The sequence below is a fragment of the Ensifer sp. SL37 genome (assembly GCF_026672675.1).
Lineage (GTDB): Bacteria > Pseudomonadota > Alphaproteobacteria > Rhizobiales > Rhizobiaceae > Ensifer > Ensifer adhaerens.
Genome location: NZ_JAPPRN010000007.1, coordinates 282,484 through 302,671, shown reverse-complemented (window position 1 = coordinate 302,671; position 20,188 = coordinate 282,484). Strand labels below are relative to the sequence as shown.

Genomic DNA, 20,188 nt, shown 5'->3' with positions numbered 1-20,188 from the left:
ATGTCATTGGATCTCTTTCTTCCCGCTTTCATCACGATCAAGAACGGCTTCGTTCTGACACTGATCATCACCCTGGCGAGCTTCCTCGCGGGACAGGTGCTCGCGCTGCCGGTCGCCCTGGCTCTGTCCTCTCCCTCAAGGTGCTTGCGGCTTCCGGCGTCTGCCTACACATTCGTCATCCGTGGCAGCCCGCTTCTCGTGCAGCTTTTCATTGTCTACTACGGCTTAGGACAGCTCGAGGCCGTTCGTGAAAGCATCCTCTGGCCCATCCTCCGCAGCCCGGTCTACTGCGCCGTCCTGACGATCGCCCTCAACTCGGCCGCCTATTCGGCTGAGGTCCTGACCGGTGCAATCCGGCAGGTGCCCAAAGGGCAGTGGGAAGCCGGGAAAGCCCTCGGGTTGGCAAAATACGTCCTGTTGATCAAGGTCGTCCTGCCGCAGATCTACCGCGCCGTGTTGCCAAGCATCGGCAACGAACTGATCCTCGTCATGAAGGGGTCGACCCTCGCCAGCGCGGTCACGGTCATGGAAATGACCGGTGCAGCCCGCGTATCCGTCGCCAAGACCTATGCACCATTCGAAACGTTCCTGATCGCGGGTGCCATCTATCTCTTGATCGGTGCCGCCTTCGGTCGGGTCTTCAAGGGGCTCGAAACAAGGTTCGCCATCCCAGGCCGATAAGCCAACACGATCGACAGTCGCGAGAACTGCAAGCGGAGAACGTCTTCCGCGCGGCGCAGCCAATGCACACTTCTGGAGGAGAAAAATGTCAAAGTCAGCAGTCAAGATCGCCGGCATGAACAAGTGGTACGGCGCTTTCCACGTCTTGAAGGACATCGATCTGGATGTTCAGCAGGGCGAGCGCATCGTCATTGCCGGCCCGTCTGGCTCCGGCAAGTCGACGATGATCCGATGCATCAATCGCCTCGAAGAGCACCAGAAGGGCAAGATCGTCGTCGACGGCATCGAGCTCACCAACGATCTGAAGAAGATCGACGAAGTGCGCCGCGAAGTCGGCATGGTGTTCCAGCACTTCAACCTCTTCCCGCACCTGACGATCCTCGAAAACTGCACGCTTGCGCCGATCTGGGTGCGCAAGATGCCGAAGAAGCAGGCCGAAGAAATCGCGATGCACTTCCTGAAGCGCGTCAAGATCCCCGAGCAGGCGAACAAGTATCCGGGTCAGCTTTCGGGCGGCCAGCAGCAGCGCGTGGCGATCGCCCGTTCGCTGTGCATGAAGCCGAAGATCCTGCTGTTCGATGAGCCGACCTCGGCGCTCGACCCGGAAATGGTCAAGGAAGTGCTCGACACCATGGTGTCGCTCGCCGAAGAAGGCATGACCATGCTGTGCGTGACCCACGAAATGGGCTTCGCCCGCCAGGTCGCCAACCGCGTCATCTTCATGGACCAGGGCCAGATCGTCGAGCAGAACTCGCCGGCCGAGTTCTTTGACAATCCGCAGCACGAGCGCACCAAGCTGTTCCTCAGCCAGATTCTGCACTGACCGAAGGCATTGCACCATTGCGCGCGTCCGCGCCCGTCCTTGTCTAGCCCCGCTCGATGTCATAATTACCCCGGCCGATCATTCGTCGGCCGAGGCCCGGCCGCGACCAGATGCGCCGCTATCGACAAAGCCGTCGCAATCCTCAAGGCCCGAAAGCGCTCGATGATTGTCGCCGGCGCTTGTGCCGCCGGTGCGCCAACCCATTGCGGGAAAACGCGGCGCGCGCCAGCCGCAGTGACACCCGTCGAAGTGATTTTCCAGGTCGACGCTCGTCAGGTTAGAGCTTCGCCCTCGTCGACCGCGGCGTGGACAAAAGAAGGCTCGTCTCGCTGCCCATAATGCCGGGCACGAGACGGATCTTGCGCAGCACGGCATCGAAGTTGGCCAGGCTCGCTGCGCTGAGTTCCACCAGCAAATCCCACCGGCCGTTCGTCGTGTGAATCTGCGAGATTTCAGGAAAGCCGCCGAGCGTGCGGATCACCCGATCGGTCACATGGCCCTCGATCTCAACCATCATCACGCCACGAACGACATCTTCAAGCGCATCGGCACGCAGCATCACCGTGTAGCCGAGGATGGTCCCGTCCTGCTCCATCCGCTCGATGCGCGCCCGCACGGTCGCCCGCGAGGCGCCCGTTTCCAGCGCGAGGTCCGAGACACTTCGACGCCCATTGCCGCGCAACAGCATCACGATCTTCTGGTCGAGAGCATCCATGCCCGATTTGGATTCCGTTCTTATCAATTTGGTCAAACTAGCATCTCGATATGCCAAAATTCAATGTTCAATCCGCCATCGATGACTTTTATAATCATGAAAACAAACGGGAGTACACTATGGACTGCACGCTCATCGGCGCGCCCCTGCAAATCGGGGCAGGGCAGCTTGGCTGCGAGATGGGGCCGAGCGCCCTGCGCATCGCTGGCCTTCGTACGGCACTGGAAGAACTGGGCCATTCGGTCAAGGACAATGGCAATCTCAGCCCGCGTGCGTTCGACGAGATGCCCCATCCGAACAAGGCCGTCCATCACCTCGGCGAAACGGTCGCCTGGGTCGAAGCGCTGTCTGCTGCTGCCTACGAACACAGCAAGGCAGGCATGCCCATCTTCCTCGGCGGCGACCACGCCATCTCCGCGGGCACCGTTCCCGGTCTCGCACGCCGAGCCGCCGAACTCGGGCGGCCGCTGTTCGTGCTCTGGCTGGACGCCCATACCGACTTCCATACTCTCGAAACGACGGTCAGCGGCAACCTGCACGGCACGCCCGTCGCTTACTATACCGGCCAGACCGGTTTCGATGGCTTCTTCCCTGCGCTTGCCCATCCCGTTGCCGCACAAAACGTCTGCATGATCGGCATCCGCAGCGTTGACGCCGCCGAAAAGGCCGCCATTCGCACCACCGGCATCACGGTGCACGACATGCGCGTAATCGATGAGCATGGCGTGGCCGTCCTCGTCCGCAATTTCATCGAACGGGTCCGGGCCGCAAACGGCCTCCTGCATGTCAGCTTCGATGTCGACTTCCTCGAGCCGGACATCGCGCCGGCCGTTGGCACCACGGTACCGGGAGGAGCAACTTTCCGCGAGGCGCACCTGATCATGGAAATGCTGCATGACAGCGGGCTGGTGACCAGCCTCGACATTGTCGAACTCAATCCGTTCCTCGACGAGCGCGGCAAGACCGCTCGGCTGCTCGTCGATCTCGTCGCCAGCCTGATGGGCAAGCGGGTGATGGATCGCCCGACTGTCACTGGCTGATTTCGATTGTTCTTTGGTTGGAGGAAAAATGAATACTGATCCGAAACTGAACGTGGTTCCGTTCGTAAGCGTCGACCACATGATGAAACTGGTTCTGAAGGTCGGCATCGACCGGTTCCTGACGGACCTGGCGGCCACGATCGAGGAGGACTTCCGCCGCTGGCCGGTCTTCGACAAGACCCCGCGCGTCGCTTCCCATTCGCAGGAAGGCGTCATCGAGCTGATGCCCACCAGCGACGGAACGCTTTACGGCTTCAAATACGTCAATGGTCACCCGAAGAACACGCGCGATGGCCGCCAGACCGTGACGGCCTTCGGCGTGCTCTCGGATGTCGGCAACGGCTACCCGATGCTGCTCACCGAAATGACGATCCTGACCGCGCTACGCACTGCGGCAACGTCCGCGGTCGCGGCGAAGTACCTCGCCCGGCCGAATGCCCGGACCATGGCCATCATCGGCAATGGTGCGCAGAGCGAATTCCAGGCTCGCGCCTTCAAGTCGCTGCTCGGCATCGACAAGCTTCGCCTCTACGATATCGACGCCTCCGCCACCCGGAAATGCGCACGCAACCTCGCAGGCCTCGGCTTCACCATTGAAGAATGCACCTCGGTCGAAGAGGCGGTCGAAGGCGCAGACATCATCACCACGGTCACCGCCGACAAGCAGTACGCGACGATCCTATCGGACAACCATGTCGGCCCCGGTGTCCACATCAACGCGGTGGGCGGTGACTGCCCCGGCAAGACCGAACTCAGCAAGGACATTCTGCTGCGCTCGGACATCTTCGTCGAATATCCGCCGCAGACACGCATCGAAGGCGAAATCCAGCAGCTGCCGGCCGAGCACCCCGTCATCGAACTCTGGCAGGTCATGACCGGCGAGACAGAGGGCCGCAAGAGCCCGGATCAGATCACGCTCTTCGACAGTGTCGGTTTTGCGATCGAGGACTTCTCCGCCCTCCGCTACGTCCGGGACCAGATTGCCGAACACGGTATGTTCACAGAACTCGACCTCCTCGCTGATCCCGACGAGCCACGTGACCTCTACGGCATGCTTCTGCGGTGTGAGAAGAAACTCGAAGCGGCATAGACTGACGCGAAGTAATCACGTTCCCCGGTTTGTCGACGGTCAAGCCGGGGAACGCTAGGCGTCAGTCGCCAAGCAGTCTGAAGAGGCCAATTGAGCGCCTTGATGGGAATCGAACTTACTATCCAATTCCTTGAAAACCGCGGCACAAAAAGTAATACCTTGGATAAATCATTCCTTACACGGGTCCGGCCATGACGACGACAGTTACATCCAAGGGACAAATTACTATTCCCAAGCCTGTGCGCGATCTCTTGGGTATCGTGCCTGGAAGCAAGATAGACTTCCGACGCACTTCAGATGGAAGCGTTGTCCTCGTCCATGCTGCGAAAAAGCAGCCGCCCAGCCGCTTCGCGAAACTACGAGGGCATGCGGGCAAGGGCCCCGACACTGACGCGATCATGGCGCTTACGCGTGGCGAACCGTGATACTCGTAGACACGAAAGTCCTTCTCGACGTCGTTACCGATGATCCAACTTGGGCCGATTGGTCGATAGCGCAGCTGGAAGCTGCAAGCCTCGGGGGAGCAATCTGGATCAACGACATCGTCTACGCCGAACTCGCCGTCCGCTACGATCGGATCGAAGACGTTGACGGCTTCCTTGATCAAGCGGGGTTGGAGCTGACGGCGATACCGCGTGAGGCCCTTTTTCTGGCGAGCAAGGTTTTCACACGATATCGCAAAGCAGGCGGAACGCGGACAGGGGCGCTCCCTGATTTCTTCATCGGTGCGCACGCAGCGGTTAGCGGATATTCGCTGCTCACACGCGACGTCGGCCGTTATCGCACCTATTTCCCAACGTTGACGCTGATTGCGCCGAACTTGCCGACCTGATGAAGCTGCTCATGGGAGGCTCAGTTCCCGTCGATACGTTATGCGATCAAAAATGCACAGAACCGGAAGATACGCGTTGCGCAAACGCGGGAGGAATACTGTGCGTTGCCGCACTTCAGCAGAGAGTCAGGGACAGGCGGCGACCCCACTCCCCGTTGCTGGAACATTCTCGCAGCTCAACGGTTTTGCGTTCACAAACCAGGAGGTGGAAGATGATTGGTGTGAACCAGCAATCGATTGAAGATCAAATCGCCGAATTGCGATCGCAGATCGCGGAGGTGAAGCAAGCTGTGAGTGAGGGGATCAATTCTGCGGCTGAAGGCGCCTCTGGAATAGCTAGGAACGCAGCCCAGACGGTCCGACAGCAAGGACAGGGCGCAATAGAGGCCGCGCGGGAAAATCCCGGAACAGCAACGACAATCGTCAGTACGGCCGCGCTTATCGGATTTTGCATCGGCCTATACCTGGGCCTTTCTTCGACTAGTGGCGTTCGGGCGCGCTGGTAGGCAGGAGCCCCTTATCTTTCGAAGCCCAATCGAACATCCCTAGCATTTCTAACCGAGCAAGTGATCCGCAGCCGGATGGCATCTGTTAGTCGGCAAAGGGCGTGTTAGGTAAAGACTCCTTTGCCGATTTGTCGGTGCCGCCGCCCGCCAGCGATCCCGGTCAGCCGGCTCTTGCGGTCGAAAGCTGACGACGAATTTGGACGCGCGCGGCTCGAAAGGCGAGGCGCAAGGGTGAGCTTCCCTCCACTCAAGCCAAAGGCAACCGAAGTGTTGCCGACAGAGTTCGCCTCGACGAACGGGGCGCGACGCTCGACGTAGTTGCCGCTGGAGTTACCAGCGACCTGCACGCCGATTGGCCGACTGATGCCGGGGGTGCCATGTTCACAGAACTCGACCTCCTCGCTGATCCCGACGAACCGCGCCACCTCTACGGCAGCTGCTTCGCTGCGCGAAGAAGCTCGAAGCGGCATAGACTGACGCGAAGCAATCACGTTCCCCGGTTTGTCGACGCTCAATTGGGGGCCAAAGGATCAGTTGATCCGGGCTCCTTGGGCGCAGAACAGATGGATCTTCTGGTTCTTCGGCGCGAGATAAATCTGCTCCTCAGGTTTCAGGTCCACGCGGCGATGCAACACGATCCCCGCCGTTTGCGTACCCACGCGCACCAGAAGGTGGGTTTCGGCGCCGGTTGGCTCGACCGTCAGCACGGTTGCCGGTATGCCCGTTTCGGCTATCTCCAGATCTTCCGGGCGGATGCCGTAGGTGCGTGCTTCACCGTGACCCAGCGACGCCGGCAGCGGCAGGGAAACACCGCCGTCAATGAAAAAGCCGCCATCACCGACGTTGCCCTCAAAGAGGTTCATCGACGGCGAGCCGATGAAGGTGGCGACAAAGGTATTGCCCGGGCGATCGTAGAGGTCGAGCGGCTTGCCGATCTGCTCCACGCGGCCGGCGCGCATGACGACGATCTTGTCGGCCATGGTCATGGCTTCGATCTGGTCGTGGGTAACGTAGACGATGGTCGTGCCGAGCCGCTGGTGCAATTCCTTGATCTCGCTGCGCATGGTCACGCGCAGCTTAGCATCGAGATTGGACAGCGGCTCGTCGAAGAGGAACACCTTGGGGTGACGAACAATAGCGCGGCCCATGGCGACACGCTGGCGCTGGCCACCGGAGAGCTGCTTGGGCAGACGGTCGAGCAGCGGCCCAAGCGCGAGAATTCCGGCGGCCTCCTTCACCAGCTTATCGATCGTCGCCTTGTCTCGACCCTGGAGCTTCAGGGAGAAGCCCATGTTCTCCTTGACCGTCATGTGCGGATAGAGTGCGTAGCTCTGGAACACCATGGCGATGTCGCGCTCCTTGGGTGCGACGTCGTTGACGACGCGCCCATCGATGCGGATTTCGCCGCCGCTGATGTCCTCGAGCCCCGCAAGCATGCGCAGGAGCGTGGACTTGCCGCAGCCGGACGGTCCGACGAGCGTGACGAATTCTCCATCCTCAATGTCCACGGAAACGCCGTGGATGACGGAGGCTGCGCCGTACTGTTTCAGAACGCGGTCGATCGCTACCGATGCCATTTTTCTTCCTCCCTCAAAGCTTGAGTTGCCAGATTTTCGCGCCCGTGACGGCGCCGGTCAGCCTTGCCGATCGCGCGGCGGCAAATCCCGGAATGCGCTTGGTGCCTGTCCAGCGGCCGTTGTCGGCAAAGACCTCGATCGAGCCCGCATCGAGGAAGATGCGCAGCTGCGAAGGTCTGGCGCCTGACGCCAGATATCGCGGTGGCGGCTTGCCGGTACCGGCATCGAAGAGGATTGCAAGGCCCTCGTCATCGAGCCTGACGCCAAACGCGACATCCGGGTGATCGAGGACGAGCTCGAAAGCCGCGCCGGCCTCGGGCAGTGCAAGCACGATCTCAACCGCACCGCTTTCGAGTGGAACCGTTTCGCCCGCAGCAAGGGCTGTTTCATCGAGCAGCCTGTGGCGCAGGCTTTCCACTGCCGCGACCGGCGGCGTCAACACGGCACCCCCATCGAGAAGCAAGCGACGCGGCAAGGTCATCGCCGTCGGGAAATCGTCCTTCTTGGAAAAGTCTGTCCAGTTGGCAAGCCAGGCGATGCCGACCGGTTCGTCGCCGTCGACGAAGGCCTGGAAGGCGTACGCGTCGGAGCCGAAATCCAGTTCCTGTTCGAATTCGGCCGTGAACGCCCGGCCGTCGAAGCGGCCGACGGTGACGGATGTGAGGTTGCGCCGGCCGGTGGCCGGGTCACGGCTTGTGAGCAGGCCAAAGATCAGCGCCCAGCGGGTCTCCGGATCATCCGCCATGCCGCCGACCGGCAGCATGCACGGGCACTCCGCTGCGGTCATGCCGAAACCGTCCTCGCGATGGATGATGTCGAGGAAGGTCCAGCCCGTGGCACCCTGCAGATCCGCCGTCTCGTAAAGCAGGACGACACCGCCCGATCGGTCGCGACTGCCAAGCAGCATCTTCCAGCGGCCGTCCGGGCCCTTGAACACATAGGGATCGCGGAAATCAGCGGTGAGGTTCAGGCCCTCGGGACGGATAGGCAGGATCACCTCGGACGGGCCGGCAACGATGCCGTCTCGGCTGACGGCCGAGAGCTGGATCTGCTCCTCCGGCTCTCGATCTCGCACATGTTCGGTGTAGAAGACCCGGATGTCATCCCCCTCCGTCCCGGAGACGGGGACGGCCGAGCCGGAAAAGGCGCCGCCACGGCCATCGTCCTTTTCCGACAGGTGGTCCGCCGGAAACAGGAACATCGGCAGGTGCGTCCAGCGGATCCAATCTTTGGAGACCGCATGGCCCCAGTGCATAGTGTTCCAACGCAAGCCATGCGGATAGTGCTGGTAGAAGAGATGGCCGAGGCCCTTGAACCGGCCGAAGCCGTTCGGGTCGTTCATCCAGCCGAAGGGCGGGCGGAAGTGGTAGCTGCCGGGAACCTCCGGCGGCGCCGTGCGGACGTCGCAATGGAGGACGCGGATCCCCTCCTCCATTACCGTCTGCGGGTGGAACGCATAGGCGACGGAGAGCGCGGTTGTTTCCGCATCATAGGCAAGCACCGTGCGGCCACCCGCCTCGAGCGTCACCGCGAAGAATTCGAACTCCCCGGCGCGGCACGTGGACGGACCGGCAATCTCCCTGCGGTCTAAGGTGACGGACAGTATTGCCTCGTCGCCAATTTTGCGCGCCTTCAGCCAGAGATGCAGCACGGTCCCGGCCGGGAGTTCGGCCTCGACGATTTCAAGCACGGGGCTCGCGGGTTTTGTCTGCGAAGTCATAATCAACCTTTCACGGCGGAGCCGACGAACGAACTTACGAACCAGCGCTGGAAGGCGAGGTAAAGGATGAGGACAGGGATCATCATCAGCACGGACGCGGCCATGGCGCGGTCCCAGTAAATGCTGTCCTGTCCGAAGAAGGTGGCGATCGCGACGGAGATCGGCCGGGCATAGTCGGTCTGGGTGACCAGCGTCGGCCACAGATACTGGTTCCAGCTCTCGATCCCCATCAGGATCGAGACCGTCGCAAGCGCCGGCAGGCTGAGCGGCATGTAGATCGACCGGTAGATGCGAAACGCCGACGCGCCATCCATCTCCGCAGCTTCGTAGAGTTCCTTCGGTAGCTGGGCGAAGAACTGGTAGAACAGGAAGACATAGAGCGGGCTTGCCACCCAGGGCAGGATCTGCACGGCAAACGTATCCGTCAGGCCCACCCGCGACATCATCACGACGAGCGGCATGATGATGCTTTCCTGCGGGATGACGTAGAGCGCGACCACGAGGGCAAGCAGGATCGCCTTGCCGCGAAGCGACCCCCAGGCAAGGACGAAGCCCGCCATGGAATTGATGATCAGCCCGGACACGACGGTGACGACGAGGATCACCAGCGAGTTGACGAGGTAGCGACCATAGGCAAGTTCACCCGAAAAGTTGGCGATCTCGCGGTAGTTCGACAGGGTCGGATCGCTGACCCAGAAGGCGCGGAAGCTGCCCATGTCCGCAAGGATGCGGAAACGGTCATCCTTGAGGCTGGCGATCAGCAGCATGAAGAGCGGCGAGATCATCACCAGAGCGATGATGAAGATGCAGGCGGTCTGGACGATACGCAGGCCCGTCTTGCTGTTGCCGCGGGGGATCGCCAGCGGGGCTGGCTGGCTGAGCACGAGATCAGACATCGAAGCGCCTCAGGAGTTTGCGCTGGAGAAGCGCGATCAGAAGAACGATGACGAAGAGAATGACGGAGACGGCGGATGCGTATCCGAGCTTCTGTTCCTCGAAGCCCGCACGCACCATGTAGTGCACAACGGTCTCCGTGCTTTCCTTCGGGCCGCCCTGGGTCAGGATCGCAACCTGCGTGTAGAGCTTGAAGGCCTGGATCGTGGTGATGACCAGAACGAAGACATGGGTTGGACGCAGGCCTGGCATGGTGACATGCCAGAAACGGCGCAGCGCACTCGCCCCGTCGATGCGGGCGGCATCGTAAAGTTCGTCCGGAATGCCCTGCAGGCCGGCGAGGTAAATGATCATCTGGAAGCCATAGGCCTGCCAGGCTGACAGCAGCACGATCGAGAACATCGCCCAGTTCGGGTCGCCGAGCCAGTCGATCGGCTGGATCATGCCACCGGACAAGAAACCGACGATCTGGTTGAGCGGACCGCTCGGATACTGAAAGAGCGTGCCCCAGATCACGCAGACCACGACCATCGAGGTAATCGCCGGCAGGAAGAACATGCCGCGCAAAAGGTTCTGCATCGGCAACTTCTGGTGCAGCAGCAACGCCGTCAGGAAGGCAAGGCCGCACTGGACCGGCAGCACCCACACCGTGAAGCGCGTGACGTTCCAGAGTGACGTCCAGAAAAGCGGATCGGTGAAGACCCGCTGGAAATTCAGGAGGCCGACGAAGCGTACCGGCGTCGGCCGCGGCACGAGCGGCTGGTTGGTCATCGCCGTCCAGAAGGACAGAAGAAACGGCGTGATCAGGAAGATGGCGAGCAGCAGCACGGCCGGTGCGATCATCGCGACCTCCTGCCAGAACCGCTGCCGGTCGCGCCGCCTGGCGGGGCGTGGCAGCGCGGCCGTGGACGTCTGTTGCAAGGTCATGGTCTCCTCCTCATCGCTCATCCTCCCAAGATGGCGCAGGGCCGGCCAGCGGGACGGCCCTGCAAAATACGCCCTATTACTGCTCGTCGAAGGGCGGGTAGCCGGCGTTGTCCTCGATGTCCTGATCGATCTTCTTGGCCGCAGCCGTCAGTGCCTCCTGCGCATCACCGCCATTGAAGATCTTGTCGACCGCCTGCATGAAGGCCGAGGTGATCGTCGGATAGGCCGGGTGGGGCGGACGGGCGACGGCGGTTTTCGAGGCCTGCTCGAAGGCGACGGCAAGCGGCCCGCCTTCAGCGTAGAGCGGGGATTCTGCGGCAAAGCTCTTCAGGCCCGGATAGGCCGACTGGGTCTTTGCATAGTCGCGATAGTCCTTGTCCTTCAGAAGGAAGCTCAGGAATTTTCCGGCGGCCTCAGGGTTTTCGGAGCTCGCCGAGATACCCCAGATCCAGGTGCCGTTCGGGCTGACGCCCTTTTCGCCGATCTTCGGCAGCGGCATGACGACGATGTTGTCCTTCATCGCAGCGGCAGCTTCGGCGTAGAACCAGTGCCCACCCATGGCAAGCGCTGCCGGCTGCCCCTCTGCATAGAACTGGTTGGTGCCGGACGAGGTCGGAACAACCCAGCCGTTTTTCACCCAGGTCTGCATCATCGTCAGCGCCTTGACGCAGGCTTGGCTGTCGAGCGTGCCGCTCGACTTCCAAGCCTTGCGATCGATCAGGTCGCAGCCCGCACTTTCGAGCAGCGGGCCGTAGGCATAGGTGATCCACTCGGTCTTGATCCCGTAACCGCGGAACGTGTCGATCGGCCACTTCACGCCTTCGAGTTTGGAGAGCTTTTCGAGATAGCCTTCGAATTCCTCGCGCGTCCAGGCATCGTCGACGGATTTCGGAATGCGTGCGCCGATGGCTTCGAGATACTTTTTGTTGCCGTAGAGAACGACCGAGGAGTCAGTGAGACCGATTGCATAGAGGTCCTTGTCGATCGGGTAGGTTCCCTGAGCGATGTTCGAGCCGGTCATGTCGTCGAGGACATCCTTGTCGACGAGTGGCTTGATGGGCTGCAGGTAGCCCGACCAGACGTAGTTAGCGAGAAACGGCGCGTCGAGTTCCATCACGTCGGGCAACTGCTTTGCCATGACGGCGGCGCTGAACTTCTCGTTATAGGCGTCGTGCGGCGCGTAGATCATCTCGACGTCGATGTCGGGATTGGCTTCCTCGAAGCGCTTGGCGACGTCGCCATAGGCCTTCACCCAACCCGGATCGCCCTGGTGCATCACATGGATGACGGATTTTGCCTCTGCAAAACCGGCGGTCCACAAGAGTGCGGACGACGCGAAAAGCGCGCTAAGTAAACGATTACCCAGATAAGTTGTCATTGATCTTCTCCTCCTATTCAGTTCGACGAAAATGCCGATTGTCAGACCGATGCCCGCTCCACGAGATGAAACGGCAGCTTGCGCAGATGCGGCGGCTGAGGTTCCCCGGCGAGCAGTATCTCCATGGCCAGGCGGCCCATCGCGCGGTGCGGCAGGGCCATCGTCGTCAACGGCGGATCCAGCCGCGAGGCAAGCTCGACCTGGTTATCGAAGCTGGCCACCGCAATGTCGTCCGGGATTTTAAGGCCGGCGCGCGCAAGGGCTGCATAGACTTCCATTGCGACACGGTCGTTGCCGCACAGGATCGCGTCCGGCCGCTGACCGGTGGCCAGCAATGTCTCGACATGCGAGGCGACGAGACTCGGAGCGCGGTCGCTATAAACGCTGCGGCGCACGGCCGGAAGCACACCAATCGGTTCGATGCCCGCCTCTTCAAGGGCTGCGCGAAAACCTTTTTCCCGTAGCGCCCCGGCAAGGATACCCGGCAGGTTGATGAAGGCGATGCGGCGGCGGCCAGAGGCCAGCAGGTAACGCACGATCTCGCTCGCCCCACCTTCTTCGTCGGGGACCAGTGATGTGACGCGCCCGGATGCCTCACGGCAATTGATCATCACGCCGACGGAGCCCGCGAGTGCCGGCGGCAGATCGACGTCCTTGTGGTACATGGCGGCGTAGGCAACGGCACGCGGCCGGAACTGCTGCACCTCGTCGACCACCGAGCCGATTGACTGTCCACTGCTGTGGTTGACGGCAAACACTGCCATGCCTGCACTGCGCGCAGCACCATCGAGCCCGCGCACGATTTCGGTGGCGAACGGCGAAGTGATGAGGCCATCAGAAACGACGCCGACCAGCGGTAGCCATCCCTGACGCACACCGCGCGCGGCGAGATTGGTCACGTAACCCAGTTCCTCGGCGATCGCCTTCACCTTCTGGCGGGTATCGTCCGACATGCGCGCGGAGCCGCCGTGCAATGCGCCGGAGACCGTCTTCACCGAGACGCCTGCACGCTCCGCAATGTCAGAAAGCGAGATTGCCACGATGCTCCTGAACTCCGCTGGGTTATCGATTACCCTATAGTTTAAACCGCGGTCTTTTGTCAAGCGCAGCCGACGGGTCCTTGCGACTTCGCCGACAAACCGCTGGTTCGTCGCAGGCGCCCATCTGACCCAAGTGACCCCTCTGCCCTTCGTTGCCCGTGGCCAAGGCGTCACGGCAGTCTTCCCTGGGGACCAAGCGACGGCGGCGATCTTCGACGTGCCCGGCAACGCCGTCGAATGCAAGAGCAAGGTGGAATATGACCTTCTCGCCGCAGCCAGCGCCTTGATGGCCACCTATTTCGGCATCATACACCGCACGACAGAATGGCTCGCCCAAAATGGCCTGCCGGAAGAAAAGGGCCGCGCCTATCTCGTGCCCCTGTTTGCCGATCGTTCCGAATCGGCACTTCACGCAAGGCAAGGATGTCGATTTCGTCAAGTTGAGCCGCGAGTTTGCCACCAAGAGCGGCCCCAACGAACAGGTGTTCCGGGACTTCGACGAAAGGGGCGGAACCCAAGCGCTGACGCGAGCGCTCGACAGAGTGTTCGAGCGGATCAACAACCGCTAACAGGTGACACTCGCCGCCATTTCGCCCCATGCGGTTGATTAGATCACGAATTCCTCCTCATAGGCCTGCGGCTCGGGAACGACCGTAACCTCCACCGGTACGATCCAATTGGCCGCGTAGCTCTCGAAGTCGGAACGCTGCTGGTCGGGCTGCACGCGCCCCGCCGCATCGATCGCGCGACATCGCAGTTTGTATTGCCCCACCTTTTCAGGGGTCCACATGTACTCCCACAAGCGCCATGCAAAGGGACTTTCTTTCTCGAGGAGGTTTGCCTCGCGCCAGCCACTACCATCTTCGCTGCAGACCTGAACCTGCCGGATAGCAGCCTCGCCGCCCCAGGCGGCTCCGAAAATTCGATAGGGTTGGCCGGCGATGAGACGCGCGCCCTGCACGGGTCGCGCGATCTGCGCTTTGACCTCCATCTCCGTGAGGGGGACTAGGGTCAGGACCTATTAATTTCGTTTGAGATGTGATTCAGAGTCTCCGTTGAAGGAGGTTCTGATGGGTGATTTGTTTCTGCTAAGCGAGCGCCAAATGGCTCGCATCTCTCCACATTTTCCTCTTTCACACGGGGTTGCGCGTGTCGATGACCAGCGCGTTGTCAGTGGTATCGTCTATGTGATCCGCAATGGTCTGCAGTGGAAGGATGCACCTTCGCAGTACGGGCCACATAAGACGCTCTACAACCGCTTCATTCGCTGGAGCCGGCTCGGCGTGTTCGACAGGATTTTCGCCGCTTTGGCCGGCGAAGGTCCTCAGCCTGAGCGCATCATGATCGACGCGACACATCTGAAGGCCCACCGCACCGCGGCAAGCCTTCTAAAAAAGGGGATGTTCCCCGCCGTATCGGGCGAACCAAGGGCGGACTGAACTCGAAGCTCCATGCCGTTTGCGATGATGACGGTAGACCGATCATCATGCTGCTCTCCGAGGGTCAGATGAGCGACCACAGGGGCGCCCGGATGGTGCTCGACGCGTTACCCAAGGCCGATTGCCTCATCGCCGATAAGGGCTACGACAGCACCTGGTTCCGCGAAGAGCTCCTCGCCAGGGGCATCGAGCCCTGCATTCCGTCCTCTAAAAGCCGGACGAAACCGTACGCCTACGACAAAGCTCTCTATCGCCGCAGACACAAGGTCGAGAACCTATTCGCCAAACTCAAGGATTGGAGACGCATCGCAACTCGCTACGACCGATGCGCCCACACCTTCTTTTCAGCAATCTGCATCGCAGCTTCCGTCATCTTCTGGCTGTAATTAACGAGTCCTGACCCTAGGCTCGGTTCCCCGAGGTTGCGCTCCCAACGGAAGTACTCACGCGCCTGCCAGTATCCAAGGAATGGTTGTTCCAAAACCGTGATATGGGTGATCCACTTGACCCAAGCCATGCCGAACCAGCCACCCACAACCGCGCGCAGCGGGTAGCCGTGATCGCGCGTCAACGGCTCCTCGTTCATCGAATGGGCAAGGATCGTGCTGTGCGCCATGGCCTTCTCAAGCGGTAGACTGCGCGCAAAAGCGATGGGGCCAGGAGAAGCCGTTTTTTTGTTCGTGTCGACGACGCCGCTGTCTGCGCCCACAAGCAGGACCTCACGCGCGTTAGGCTTAACGCCCGCCATTTCCAGTATCTCGCTGAGAAGAACTCCTGTCCACGCAGCATTGCCGACGGCTCCGTTCTGCCACTGCAACCCCTCCTTCGGTGGCACATAGTAGACGCGGCCATTCCCGGCGCATTCGACGACGGCAGTCAAGGTAGTGCTCCGCATCGCCTTGATGCTGTCGAGGTCAAGTTCGAGCGGCCGCGCCACCGCCCCGTCAACGCGCAATCTCCAGTCTCGCGCATCGAGGTCCGGCGAGGGGAAATGGTTTCTCACGAAGAACAGCTCGGTTGGGATCAGCAAATCGGAGAGCGACGCAAATGGAAACTCGGTATTCTGTGGGGATTTTTGTCGAACTATCAGGCTGGGTTGCTCTGGTGTCGGCATCGTTCTCGTCTCTCCTTCCAAAAGCACAACCTCGGTATCCATCCCCGCGGGTTCCGGTTAGATCACACCCCGCGCAGTGCGCCTGTCGCGTTCCGCCTTCGGCTGCATTCTCGCCTATACCGCACGTTTCGAGCATCGACCTCGGACGGCAGCTTACTGCATGGTCACATCTCTTTCGCGCCGGCTTGTCGTTGAGACAGTACCTCTGCAGAAGACCAGCAACATGTTGTTGGCAGGCATCTCGATCGTCTCGCGGAGAACAAGTCCAGCGGCCTCACCCAATTGTTCAAGGTCAGCGATATCACGCACACCCCAGGATGGGTTGCGCTCCTTTAGAGCGGCGTCGAAAGCAGCATTCGAGGGGGCGTTGTGTACGCCGTCGCGCGTAAAGGGACCGTAGAGAAGGAGAAGCCCACCATCGTGAAGCAAACGGCCAGCTCCTTCGAACAATCCTGAGCTTGCCGTCCATGGCGCGATGTGGATCATATTGATCGATAAGATGGCGTCAAAATGCCCCGTTTGTTCGACGATCCATTGTCCTGAGCACACATCAATATCCCGCGGTGCCAGCACATTCTTCAGCCTTGAGAATTTGATCCAGCTAGACGTACTGGCGCGGGCGTCGGCATCCGGATCGCTCGGCTGCCAGGTGATGTCTGGCATTGCCCCCGCAAAACACACGGCGTGCTCACCGGTCCCGCATCCAATCTCCAGCACGGTGCCACGTGTTGGAAGGACACGTTGTAGGACCGCGAGGATCGGCGCCGAATTTCGCGCAGCGGAAGGTGAGAACATGCGCTGGTCGGCGCTGACGTCGCGCTGTTCCAGCGCAACAGGCGAACGGTCCTTCTTCTCTGGGAGCATTGGCCTGTAATCCCCTTTGGGCAATGCCTCCACCTTATAGCTGAAATGACTGAAATCAAGGATTGCGGACTTACAAAGGGTCGTCGGTGCTGCGTTCGGGATCGTGTCCCAGGGAGTGGTGTAAGTGGCGGCTTTGGTCGCCGCGTTCTCCGGCATGGGCCGGGATGATCAGCGCGCCACGGCTGGCAGGCTGATGAGCGGATCATCGCTCATCTGGCTGATGGTTTCCAGCGTCATGTATCTGGCGCGTTGGACAGCCCATTCGTCGTTCTGCTCGAGCAGGGTCGCGCCGGCGAGGCGGACGATGGCGTCAGAAGGCATCGAGGCAATCATCAGCAAGACACTGCGCGAGCAATGGCTGACGCTCGAGGCGCCTCCTCTCGCACCGGTCGTCGCCGAAATCCGTGCGCGCTGTGAAGAGGCTGGTCTTGCCCTGCCGTCCTATGTCACCATTGCCCGGCGCATCCCGGCGCTGTTTTCGCCTGAAGAGATCGCCAGAAAGCGGTCGGCCAATCCAAAGCACCTGCTGCGGTTAAAACCGCGACCAGGCTATATCCACGCACCGCACCCACTCGACGTCTGCCAGATCGACCATACGCCGACCGATTTGAGCGAAAACAAGGTCGCGCGGCCCGGCTGATCACCTGAAAGCGCCGGTCATACCGGCGGGTTCCGGCCAAGAGGCACCGCTGGAGCAGAGCAAACACTGCATGCAGTAAGCTGCAGAATCGCAATGCGCTCAGGCCTGGAGGTTGTCCGCCGACATCTTGCCGGACTTGCGGTCTTTCACCAGCTCATAGGTAATCTTTTGGCCGTCGTTGAGTCCGCGTAGACCAGCTCGCTCTACCGCGGAAATGTGGACGAACACATCGGCAGTTCCGTCATCCGGCTGGATGAAACCGAAGCCTTTTGTTGTGTTGAACCATTTTACTGTACCGGTTGCCAAAGTATCCTCCTTTGATCATCGTCGTGTCGGACCGATAGGCTCGAATGATACTGATACGCTCACATTAGTAGACGGTTCCGGCGTCAACGAAAAGCATGCGAGCTGTCGCGTCTATCGCACCGGACCAAAATTCCGGATCTTGGTTGCTTACCTTTGCTGTAAGCACGGTAGAGCGGGCGTAATATGGCTGCAAGATCAAGACGCAGTCGTAAAGGGCCTGAACGCGTTAATTGCGCCGATGCGCCTAATCCCAGGACAGTTGATCCTTCGGAAGCTGACCACTTGGGTCGTGTACCTGCACTTTATGCGGCAGGTTGGGGCCCCAGTTCCAAAGCACCAGATTTCGATCTCCCTCTTCGGCGCCGGGCGCAAAGCTGGGTACTATGATGCCTGCCGTGCCCCTCGCCTTGAGTCGATCGTATATCGACCAGGATGGGGGTCTCCTTCCTTCGGAAAGCGTGGTGGCCCAACTGCAGGCCATTTCCTCCACCGAAACGGAATTCGAGGCCCGACCAACTTCAGAAGTAAGATCCGCAATGTCATCACAGTCGACATCGTAGGAACAAAGTACACAAGGGTCGATGCGATGGGCAAACCCTTGATTGGCTTCCTTTACCGCCGTCATCACACTGAGGGCGAGATAGAGAGCTGGCACGCCTTTTGGGTTGAACCGCGCGCCTCTTATAGCCGCGCCATCTCCTGAAACCGGTTTGAAAGCCCAGCGTGGATCGTGCGCACGGTAACAATTGCCCACAAACCTCAAGCGAAGCCCCCGAGGGCCATATGATCGAGGTAATCTCGCACCGCCGCGGCCTTGCCGTCTTTTACGAGAGCCTCGGGCGTACGCCCGCCAAAAGCTGGCAGAGGTTGGGCCCGGTACCAAGCCATTGCCTGCTCCTTACCACCGGCCCAATCTGAGACACGACTGATAATCTCCAGCATTTCCCGAAGGCGGCTCTGCGTTTTCGCGCCCAGGCTACGTTCACTTCTATACAGTGTTTCGCGGGCTAGCCCCGCCGTCTCGGCCAACTGGCTCTTAGACATGCCGAAGCCGGTTGCGACCCGTTCCACAGCGATCTTTCCCGAGCGATCCATATAGGACAGCACCAAGGGACCGCTGTGCTCTAAAGATTTCAGAACCTGAGGCATGATCATTCCGCCATATCCAGCAACTCATTTATTGTGCGAAATATATGACTCTATTGACGGTAACGCAAGCGACTACGACAGATTCGCCGGGGTAGCGAGAAGTTTCAAGCCACTGCCACCCCCAAAGAGCCGTTCGCTAGGCGCTTCGAGCAGCCACTGGATTCGCCCGCAACAGAGCCATCAACACCGGACCGAGCGAAAACTCCCCTCGCCGCGCCTTGTCCGTCAGATTGCGCAGATATCCGCCGGCCGAGTTGATGTGCCCTGCCCCTTCGAGAATACAGGCCATTGTCGCAGCCGCATTTTCCGGCCTCATCGCCTCGCAGGCGTCCTGGTAGGCGCTTGGACTGACGCCCAGCATCGATCGGACCACCACTCGCCTACTCATCCCACCTACCTGAAGGTCCGGCTGCGGCAGGTGTTTGGTGAAGATCTGTTGCTGAACTCAGTTATCATAAAGCGCCCGTTTCGGCGCGTTGCTACCTATCAAGGCCAGTGGCTCTATCCCGCGACGTCCAGGCACTGGAGCCCGCCCTTGATCAGGCTTTCAGGAAGACCAGCGCTCGCAGGATCTCCGCAAAATCCGCATGCTTGAAGGCGACGGCGCGAGGACCGTGCGCATATGCACCGGGATACCAGCCGGCACGATAGGCATCTGTCGGATTGTTGAACTCGATCACCACTTCGTAGCGCTCGGCCCTGGACGGCAGCACCTGAGCGAAATCGCCGGACAGCGCTTCTGCCACGCCTTCACGAATAAGCCGGCGCGACCAAGCAGGCGAGATCGACGTCGTCGAACGACCTTTACCCTCCAGTGTTTCCACGGACTTCAGCCCCGGCACCATCGCCCGCGCCTCAGAGCAAATACCGGCATCGCCGGCAAGGAAGACCGACGGTACACCGTAACCGGCGGCACAGAGCGCGTTGACGGTAAATTCCGAGGCGACCTCTCCGTTCAAAAGCAGGCGCGAGATGCGCATCGTGGAGGTATGGGCGAGCGGATTTGCCTCGCTGCCCGCTTTGGAGTGATAGCCCGTATAGAGCGCGGCCGCGAAGCCGGCATCGAGGCCGAACATCATCGCATCCGGATGGCCGGACCAGCCGCGCACAATGCGGACATAGTCCGGCAGGCGGTCGAGGATGAGGTTGCGACCGCTGTCATGGGCGTCTTTCACCACGACTTCCGTCGCACCGGCGGCACGCGCGCCCTCGCAGGCAGCGACCACCTCGGCGGTCATCAGGGCGCGAAATTCGGTCCAGTCGGAATGGGTGCGCTCGGCTTCGTCCCATTGCGCGATGCCTGCGGTGCCTTCGATGTCAGCGGAGATGAAAACTTTCATGGGTGGGTTCCTCTATCGGTCAAATCGGGAAGAGCGGGATAGATGCGGTCGTTTCAGGCAGGCATCGCGAAGGCCAACCAACGCGATGGGCGCCGCCAACCGCGGGGGCTTCA

Annotated in this window: 23 protein-coding genes and 4 pseudogenes; 10 read left to right on the top strand and 17 right to left on the bottom strand. The window is 60.7% G+C overall.

Annotated elements, in window-relative coordinates; genetic code table 11:
• Complete coding sequence (locus tag OVA00_RS33530; protein ID WP_268090532.1) at positions 1-681, top strand: ABC transporter permease; 681 nt, start codon at positions 1-3, stop codon at positions 679-681.
• Between the two features lie 85 nt (positions 682-766).
• Positions 767-1,504, top strand: a complete 738-nt coding sequence (locus OVA00_RS33525; protein WP_268090531.1) for an amino acid ABC transporter ATP-binding protein — start codon at positions 767-769, stop codon at positions 1,502-1,504.
• A 277-nt stretch (positions 1,505-1,781) separates the two neighbouring features.
• Here OVA00_RS33525 and OVA00_RS33520 read toward each other — a convergent pair whose 3' ends face one another.
• Complete coding sequence (locus OVA00_RS33520) at positions 1,782-2,219, bottom strand: Lrp/AsnC family transcriptional regulator (protein ID WP_268090530.1); 438 nt, start codon at positions 2,217-2,219, stop codon at positions 1,782-1,784.
• 119 nt (positions 2,220-2,338) lie between these two features.
• Here OVA00_RS33520 and rocF point away from each other — a divergent pair, with 119 nt between their 5' ends.
• From rocF to OVA00_RS33495, 5 genes are all read left to right on the top strand, one after another.
• Entirely contained in the window at positions 2,339-3,259 is a 921-nt protein-coding gene (gene rocF / locus OVA00_RS33515) for an arginase (RefSeq protein ID WP_060517226.1), read from the top strand.
• A gap of 28 nt (positions 3,260-3,287) precedes the next feature.
• Positions 3,288-4,349, top strand: a complete 1,062-nt coding sequence (ocd, locus tag OVA00_RS33510; RefSeq protein WP_034800695.1) for an ornithine cyclodeaminase — start codon at positions 3,288-3,290, stop codon at positions 4,347-4,349.
• Between the two features lie 191 nt (positions 4,350-4,540).
• Positions 4,541-4,774: an AbrB/MazE/SpoVT family DNA-binding domain-containing protein gene (locus tag OVA00_RS33505; RefSeq protein ID WP_082936598.1), complete on the top strand. Its 234-nt coding sequence runs from the start codon at positions 4,541-4,543 to the stop codon at positions 4,772-4,774.
• Positions 4,771-5,181 carry a type II toxin-antitoxin system VapC family toxin gene (locus OVA00_RS33500; RefSeq protein WP_268090529.1) on the top strand — a complete coding sequence of 137 codons (411 nt, stop codon included), beginning with the start codon at positions 4,771-4,773 and terminating at the stop codon, positions 5,179-5,181. The genes OVA00_RS33505 and OVA00_RS33500 overlap by 4 nt, the downstream gene beginning before the upstream one ends.
• Before the next feature lie 212 nt (positions 5,182-5,393).
• Positions 5,394-5,687 carry a hypothetical protein gene (locus tag OVA00_RS33495; protein ID WP_060517231.1) on the top strand — a complete coding sequence of 98 codons (294 nt, stop codon included), beginning with the start codon at positions 5,394-5,396 and terminating at the stop codon, positions 5,685-5,687.
• Positions 5,688-5,791: 104 nt separating this feature from the next.
• On the opposite strand, the gene OVA00_RS33490 is transcribed toward OVA00_RS33495, so the two are convergent.
• The 7 genes from OVA00_RS33490 to OVA00_RS33460 all read right to left on the bottom strand — a co-directional run bounded on the left by OVA00_RS33490 (position 5,792) and on the right by OVA00_RS33460 (position 13,223).
• Complete coding sequence (locus OVA00_RS33490; protein WP_268090528.1) at positions 5,792-6,202, bottom strand: hypothetical protein; 411 nt, start codon at positions 6,200-6,202, stop codon at positions 5,792-5,794.
• Positions 6,203-6,217: 15 nt separating this feature from the next.
• Positions 6,218-7,264 carry an ABC transporter ATP-binding protein gene (locus OVA00_RS33485; protein WP_268090527.1) on the bottom strand — a complete coding sequence of 349 codons (1,047 nt, stop codon included), beginning with the start codon at positions 7,262-7,264 and terminating at the stop codon, positions 6,218-6,220.
• A 13-nt stretch (positions 7,265-7,277) separates the two neighbouring features.
• A complete protein-coding gene (locus OVA00_RS33480) occupies positions 7,278-8,984 on the bottom strand; it encodes a GH32 C-terminal domain-containing protein (RefSeq protein ID WP_268090526.1) in 1,707 nt (568 codons plus the stop codon).
• A 2-nt stretch (positions 8,985-8,986) separates the two neighbouring features.
• Positions 8,987-9,880: a carbohydrate ABC transporter permease gene (locus tag OVA00_RS33475; protein WP_268090525.1), complete on the bottom strand. Its 894-nt coding sequence runs from the start codon at positions 9,878-9,880 to the stop codon at positions 8,987-8,989.
• A complete protein-coding gene (locus tag OVA00_RS33470) occupies positions 9,873-10,805 on the bottom strand; it encodes a carbohydrate ABC transporter permease (RefSeq protein ID WP_268090523.1) in 933 nt (310 codons plus the stop codon). Before OVA00_RS33470 ends, OVA00_RS33475 begins: the two co-directional genes overlap by 8 nt.
• A 76-nt stretch (positions 10,806-10,881) precedes the next feature.
• Complete coding sequence (locus OVA00_RS33465) at positions 10,882-12,183, bottom strand: ABC transporter substrate-binding protein (protein WP_268090522.1); 1,302 nt, start codon at positions 12,181-12,183, stop codon at positions 10,882-10,884.
• A 41-nt stretch (positions 12,184-12,224) separates the two neighbouring features.
• On the bottom strand, positions 12,225-13,223 hold the full coding sequence (locus OVA00_RS33460) for a LacI family DNA-binding transcriptional regulator (RefSeq protein ID WP_268090521.1): 999 nt from the start codon (positions 13,221-13,223) through the stop codon (positions 12,225-12,227).
• Positions 13,224-13,341: 118 nt separating this feature from the next.
• Between OVA00_RS33460 and OVA00_RS39855 the strand changes: the two are divergent.
• Positions 13,342-13,792, top strand: a pseudogene (locus OVA00_RS39855) (pyrroline-5-carboxylate reductase); the annotation flags it as partial.
• Between the two features lie 38 nt (positions 13,793-13,830).
• On the opposite strand, the gene OVA00_RS33450 reads toward OVA00_RS39855, so the two are convergent.
• A complete protein-coding gene (locus OVA00_RS33450; RefSeq protein WP_268090518.1) occupies positions 13,831-14,214 on the bottom strand; it encodes a hypothetical protein in 384 nt (127 codons plus the stop codon).
• 79 nt (positions 14,215-14,293) lie between these two features.
• Here OVA00_RS33450 and OVA00_RS33445 point away from each other — a divergent pair.
• Positions 14,294-15,048, top strand: a protein-coding gene (locus OVA00_RS33445; RefSeq protein ID WP_090429178.1) for an IS5 family transposase whose coding sequence is annotated in 2 segments (ribosomal slippage) — positions 14,294-14,627 and positions 14,627-15,048 — 756 coding nt in all. Because the reading frame shifts where the segments join, the coding sequence is not laid out codon by codon here.
• Here the strand turns inward: OVA00_RS33445 and OVA00_RS33440 are convergent.
• The 3 genes and pseudogenes from OVA00_RS33440 to OVA00_RS33430 form a co-directional block, all read right to left on the bottom strand.
• Positions 14,979-15,818: a molybdopterin-dependent oxidoreductase gene (locus OVA00_RS33440; protein WP_268090517.1), complete on the bottom strand. Its 840-nt coding sequence runs from the start codon at positions 15,816-15,818 to the stop codon at positions 14,979-14,981. The genes OVA00_RS33445 and OVA00_RS33440 overlap by 70 nt on opposite strands.
• Positions 15,819-15,929: 111 nt before the next feature.
• Positions 15,930-16,640, bottom strand: coding sequence for a DUF938 domain-containing protein (locus tag OVA00_RS33435; protein WP_268091134.1), 711 nt, complete (start codon positions 16,638-16,640; stop codon positions 15,930-15,932).
• A 168-nt stretch (positions 16,641-16,808) separates the two neighbouring features.
• Positions 16,809-16,949 (bottom strand): annotated as a pseudogene (locus OVA00_RS33430) (IS256 family transposase); the annotation flags it as partial.
• Positions 16,950-16,959: 10 nt separating this feature from the next.
• Here OVA00_RS33430 and OVA00_RS33425 point away from each other — a divergent pair.
• Positions 16,960-17,253, top strand: a pseudogene (locus OVA00_RS33425) (Mu transposase C-terminal domain-containing protein); the annotation flags it as partial.
• Positions 17,254-17,379: 126 nt separating this feature from the next.
• On the opposite strand, the gene OVA00_RS33420 reads toward OVA00_RS33425, so the two are convergent.
• From OVA00_RS33420 to OVA00_RS33400, 5 genes and pseudogenes are all read right to left on the bottom strand, one after another.
• Positions 17,380-17,586, bottom strand: a complete 207-nt coding sequence (locus OVA00_RS33420) for a cold-shock protein (RefSeq protein WP_112773046.1) — start codon at positions 17,584-17,586, stop codon at positions 17,380-17,382.
• Between the two features lie 244 nt (positions 17,587-17,830).
• Positions 17,831-18,349 carry an RES family NAD+ phosphorylase gene (locus tag OVA00_RS33415; protein WP_112773047.1) on the bottom strand — a complete coding sequence of 173 codons (519 nt, stop codon included), beginning with the start codon at positions 18,347-18,349 and terminating at the stop codon, positions 17,831-17,833.
• On the bottom strand, positions 18,346-18,735 hold the full coding sequence (locus OVA00_RS33410) for an antitoxin Xre/MbcA/ParS toxin-binding domain-containing protein (protein WP_029742583.1): 390 nt from the start codon (positions 18,733-18,735) through the stop codon (positions 18,346-18,348). Before OVA00_RS33410 ends, OVA00_RS33415 begins: the two co-directional genes overlap by 4 nt.
• A 136-nt stretch (positions 18,736-18,871) precedes the next feature.
• Positions 18,872-19,123: pseudogene (gene repC / locus OVA00_RS33405) on the bottom strand (replication initiation protein RepC); the annotation flags it as partial.
• A gap of 151 nt (positions 19,124-19,274) precedes the next feature.
• On the bottom strand, positions 19,275-20,075 hold the full coding sequence (locus OVA00_RS33400) for a M55 family metallopeptidase (RefSeq protein WP_034800685.1): 801 nt from the start codon (positions 20,073-20,075) through the stop codon (positions 19,275-19,277).
• Positions 20,076-20,188: the final 113 nt, after the last annotated feature.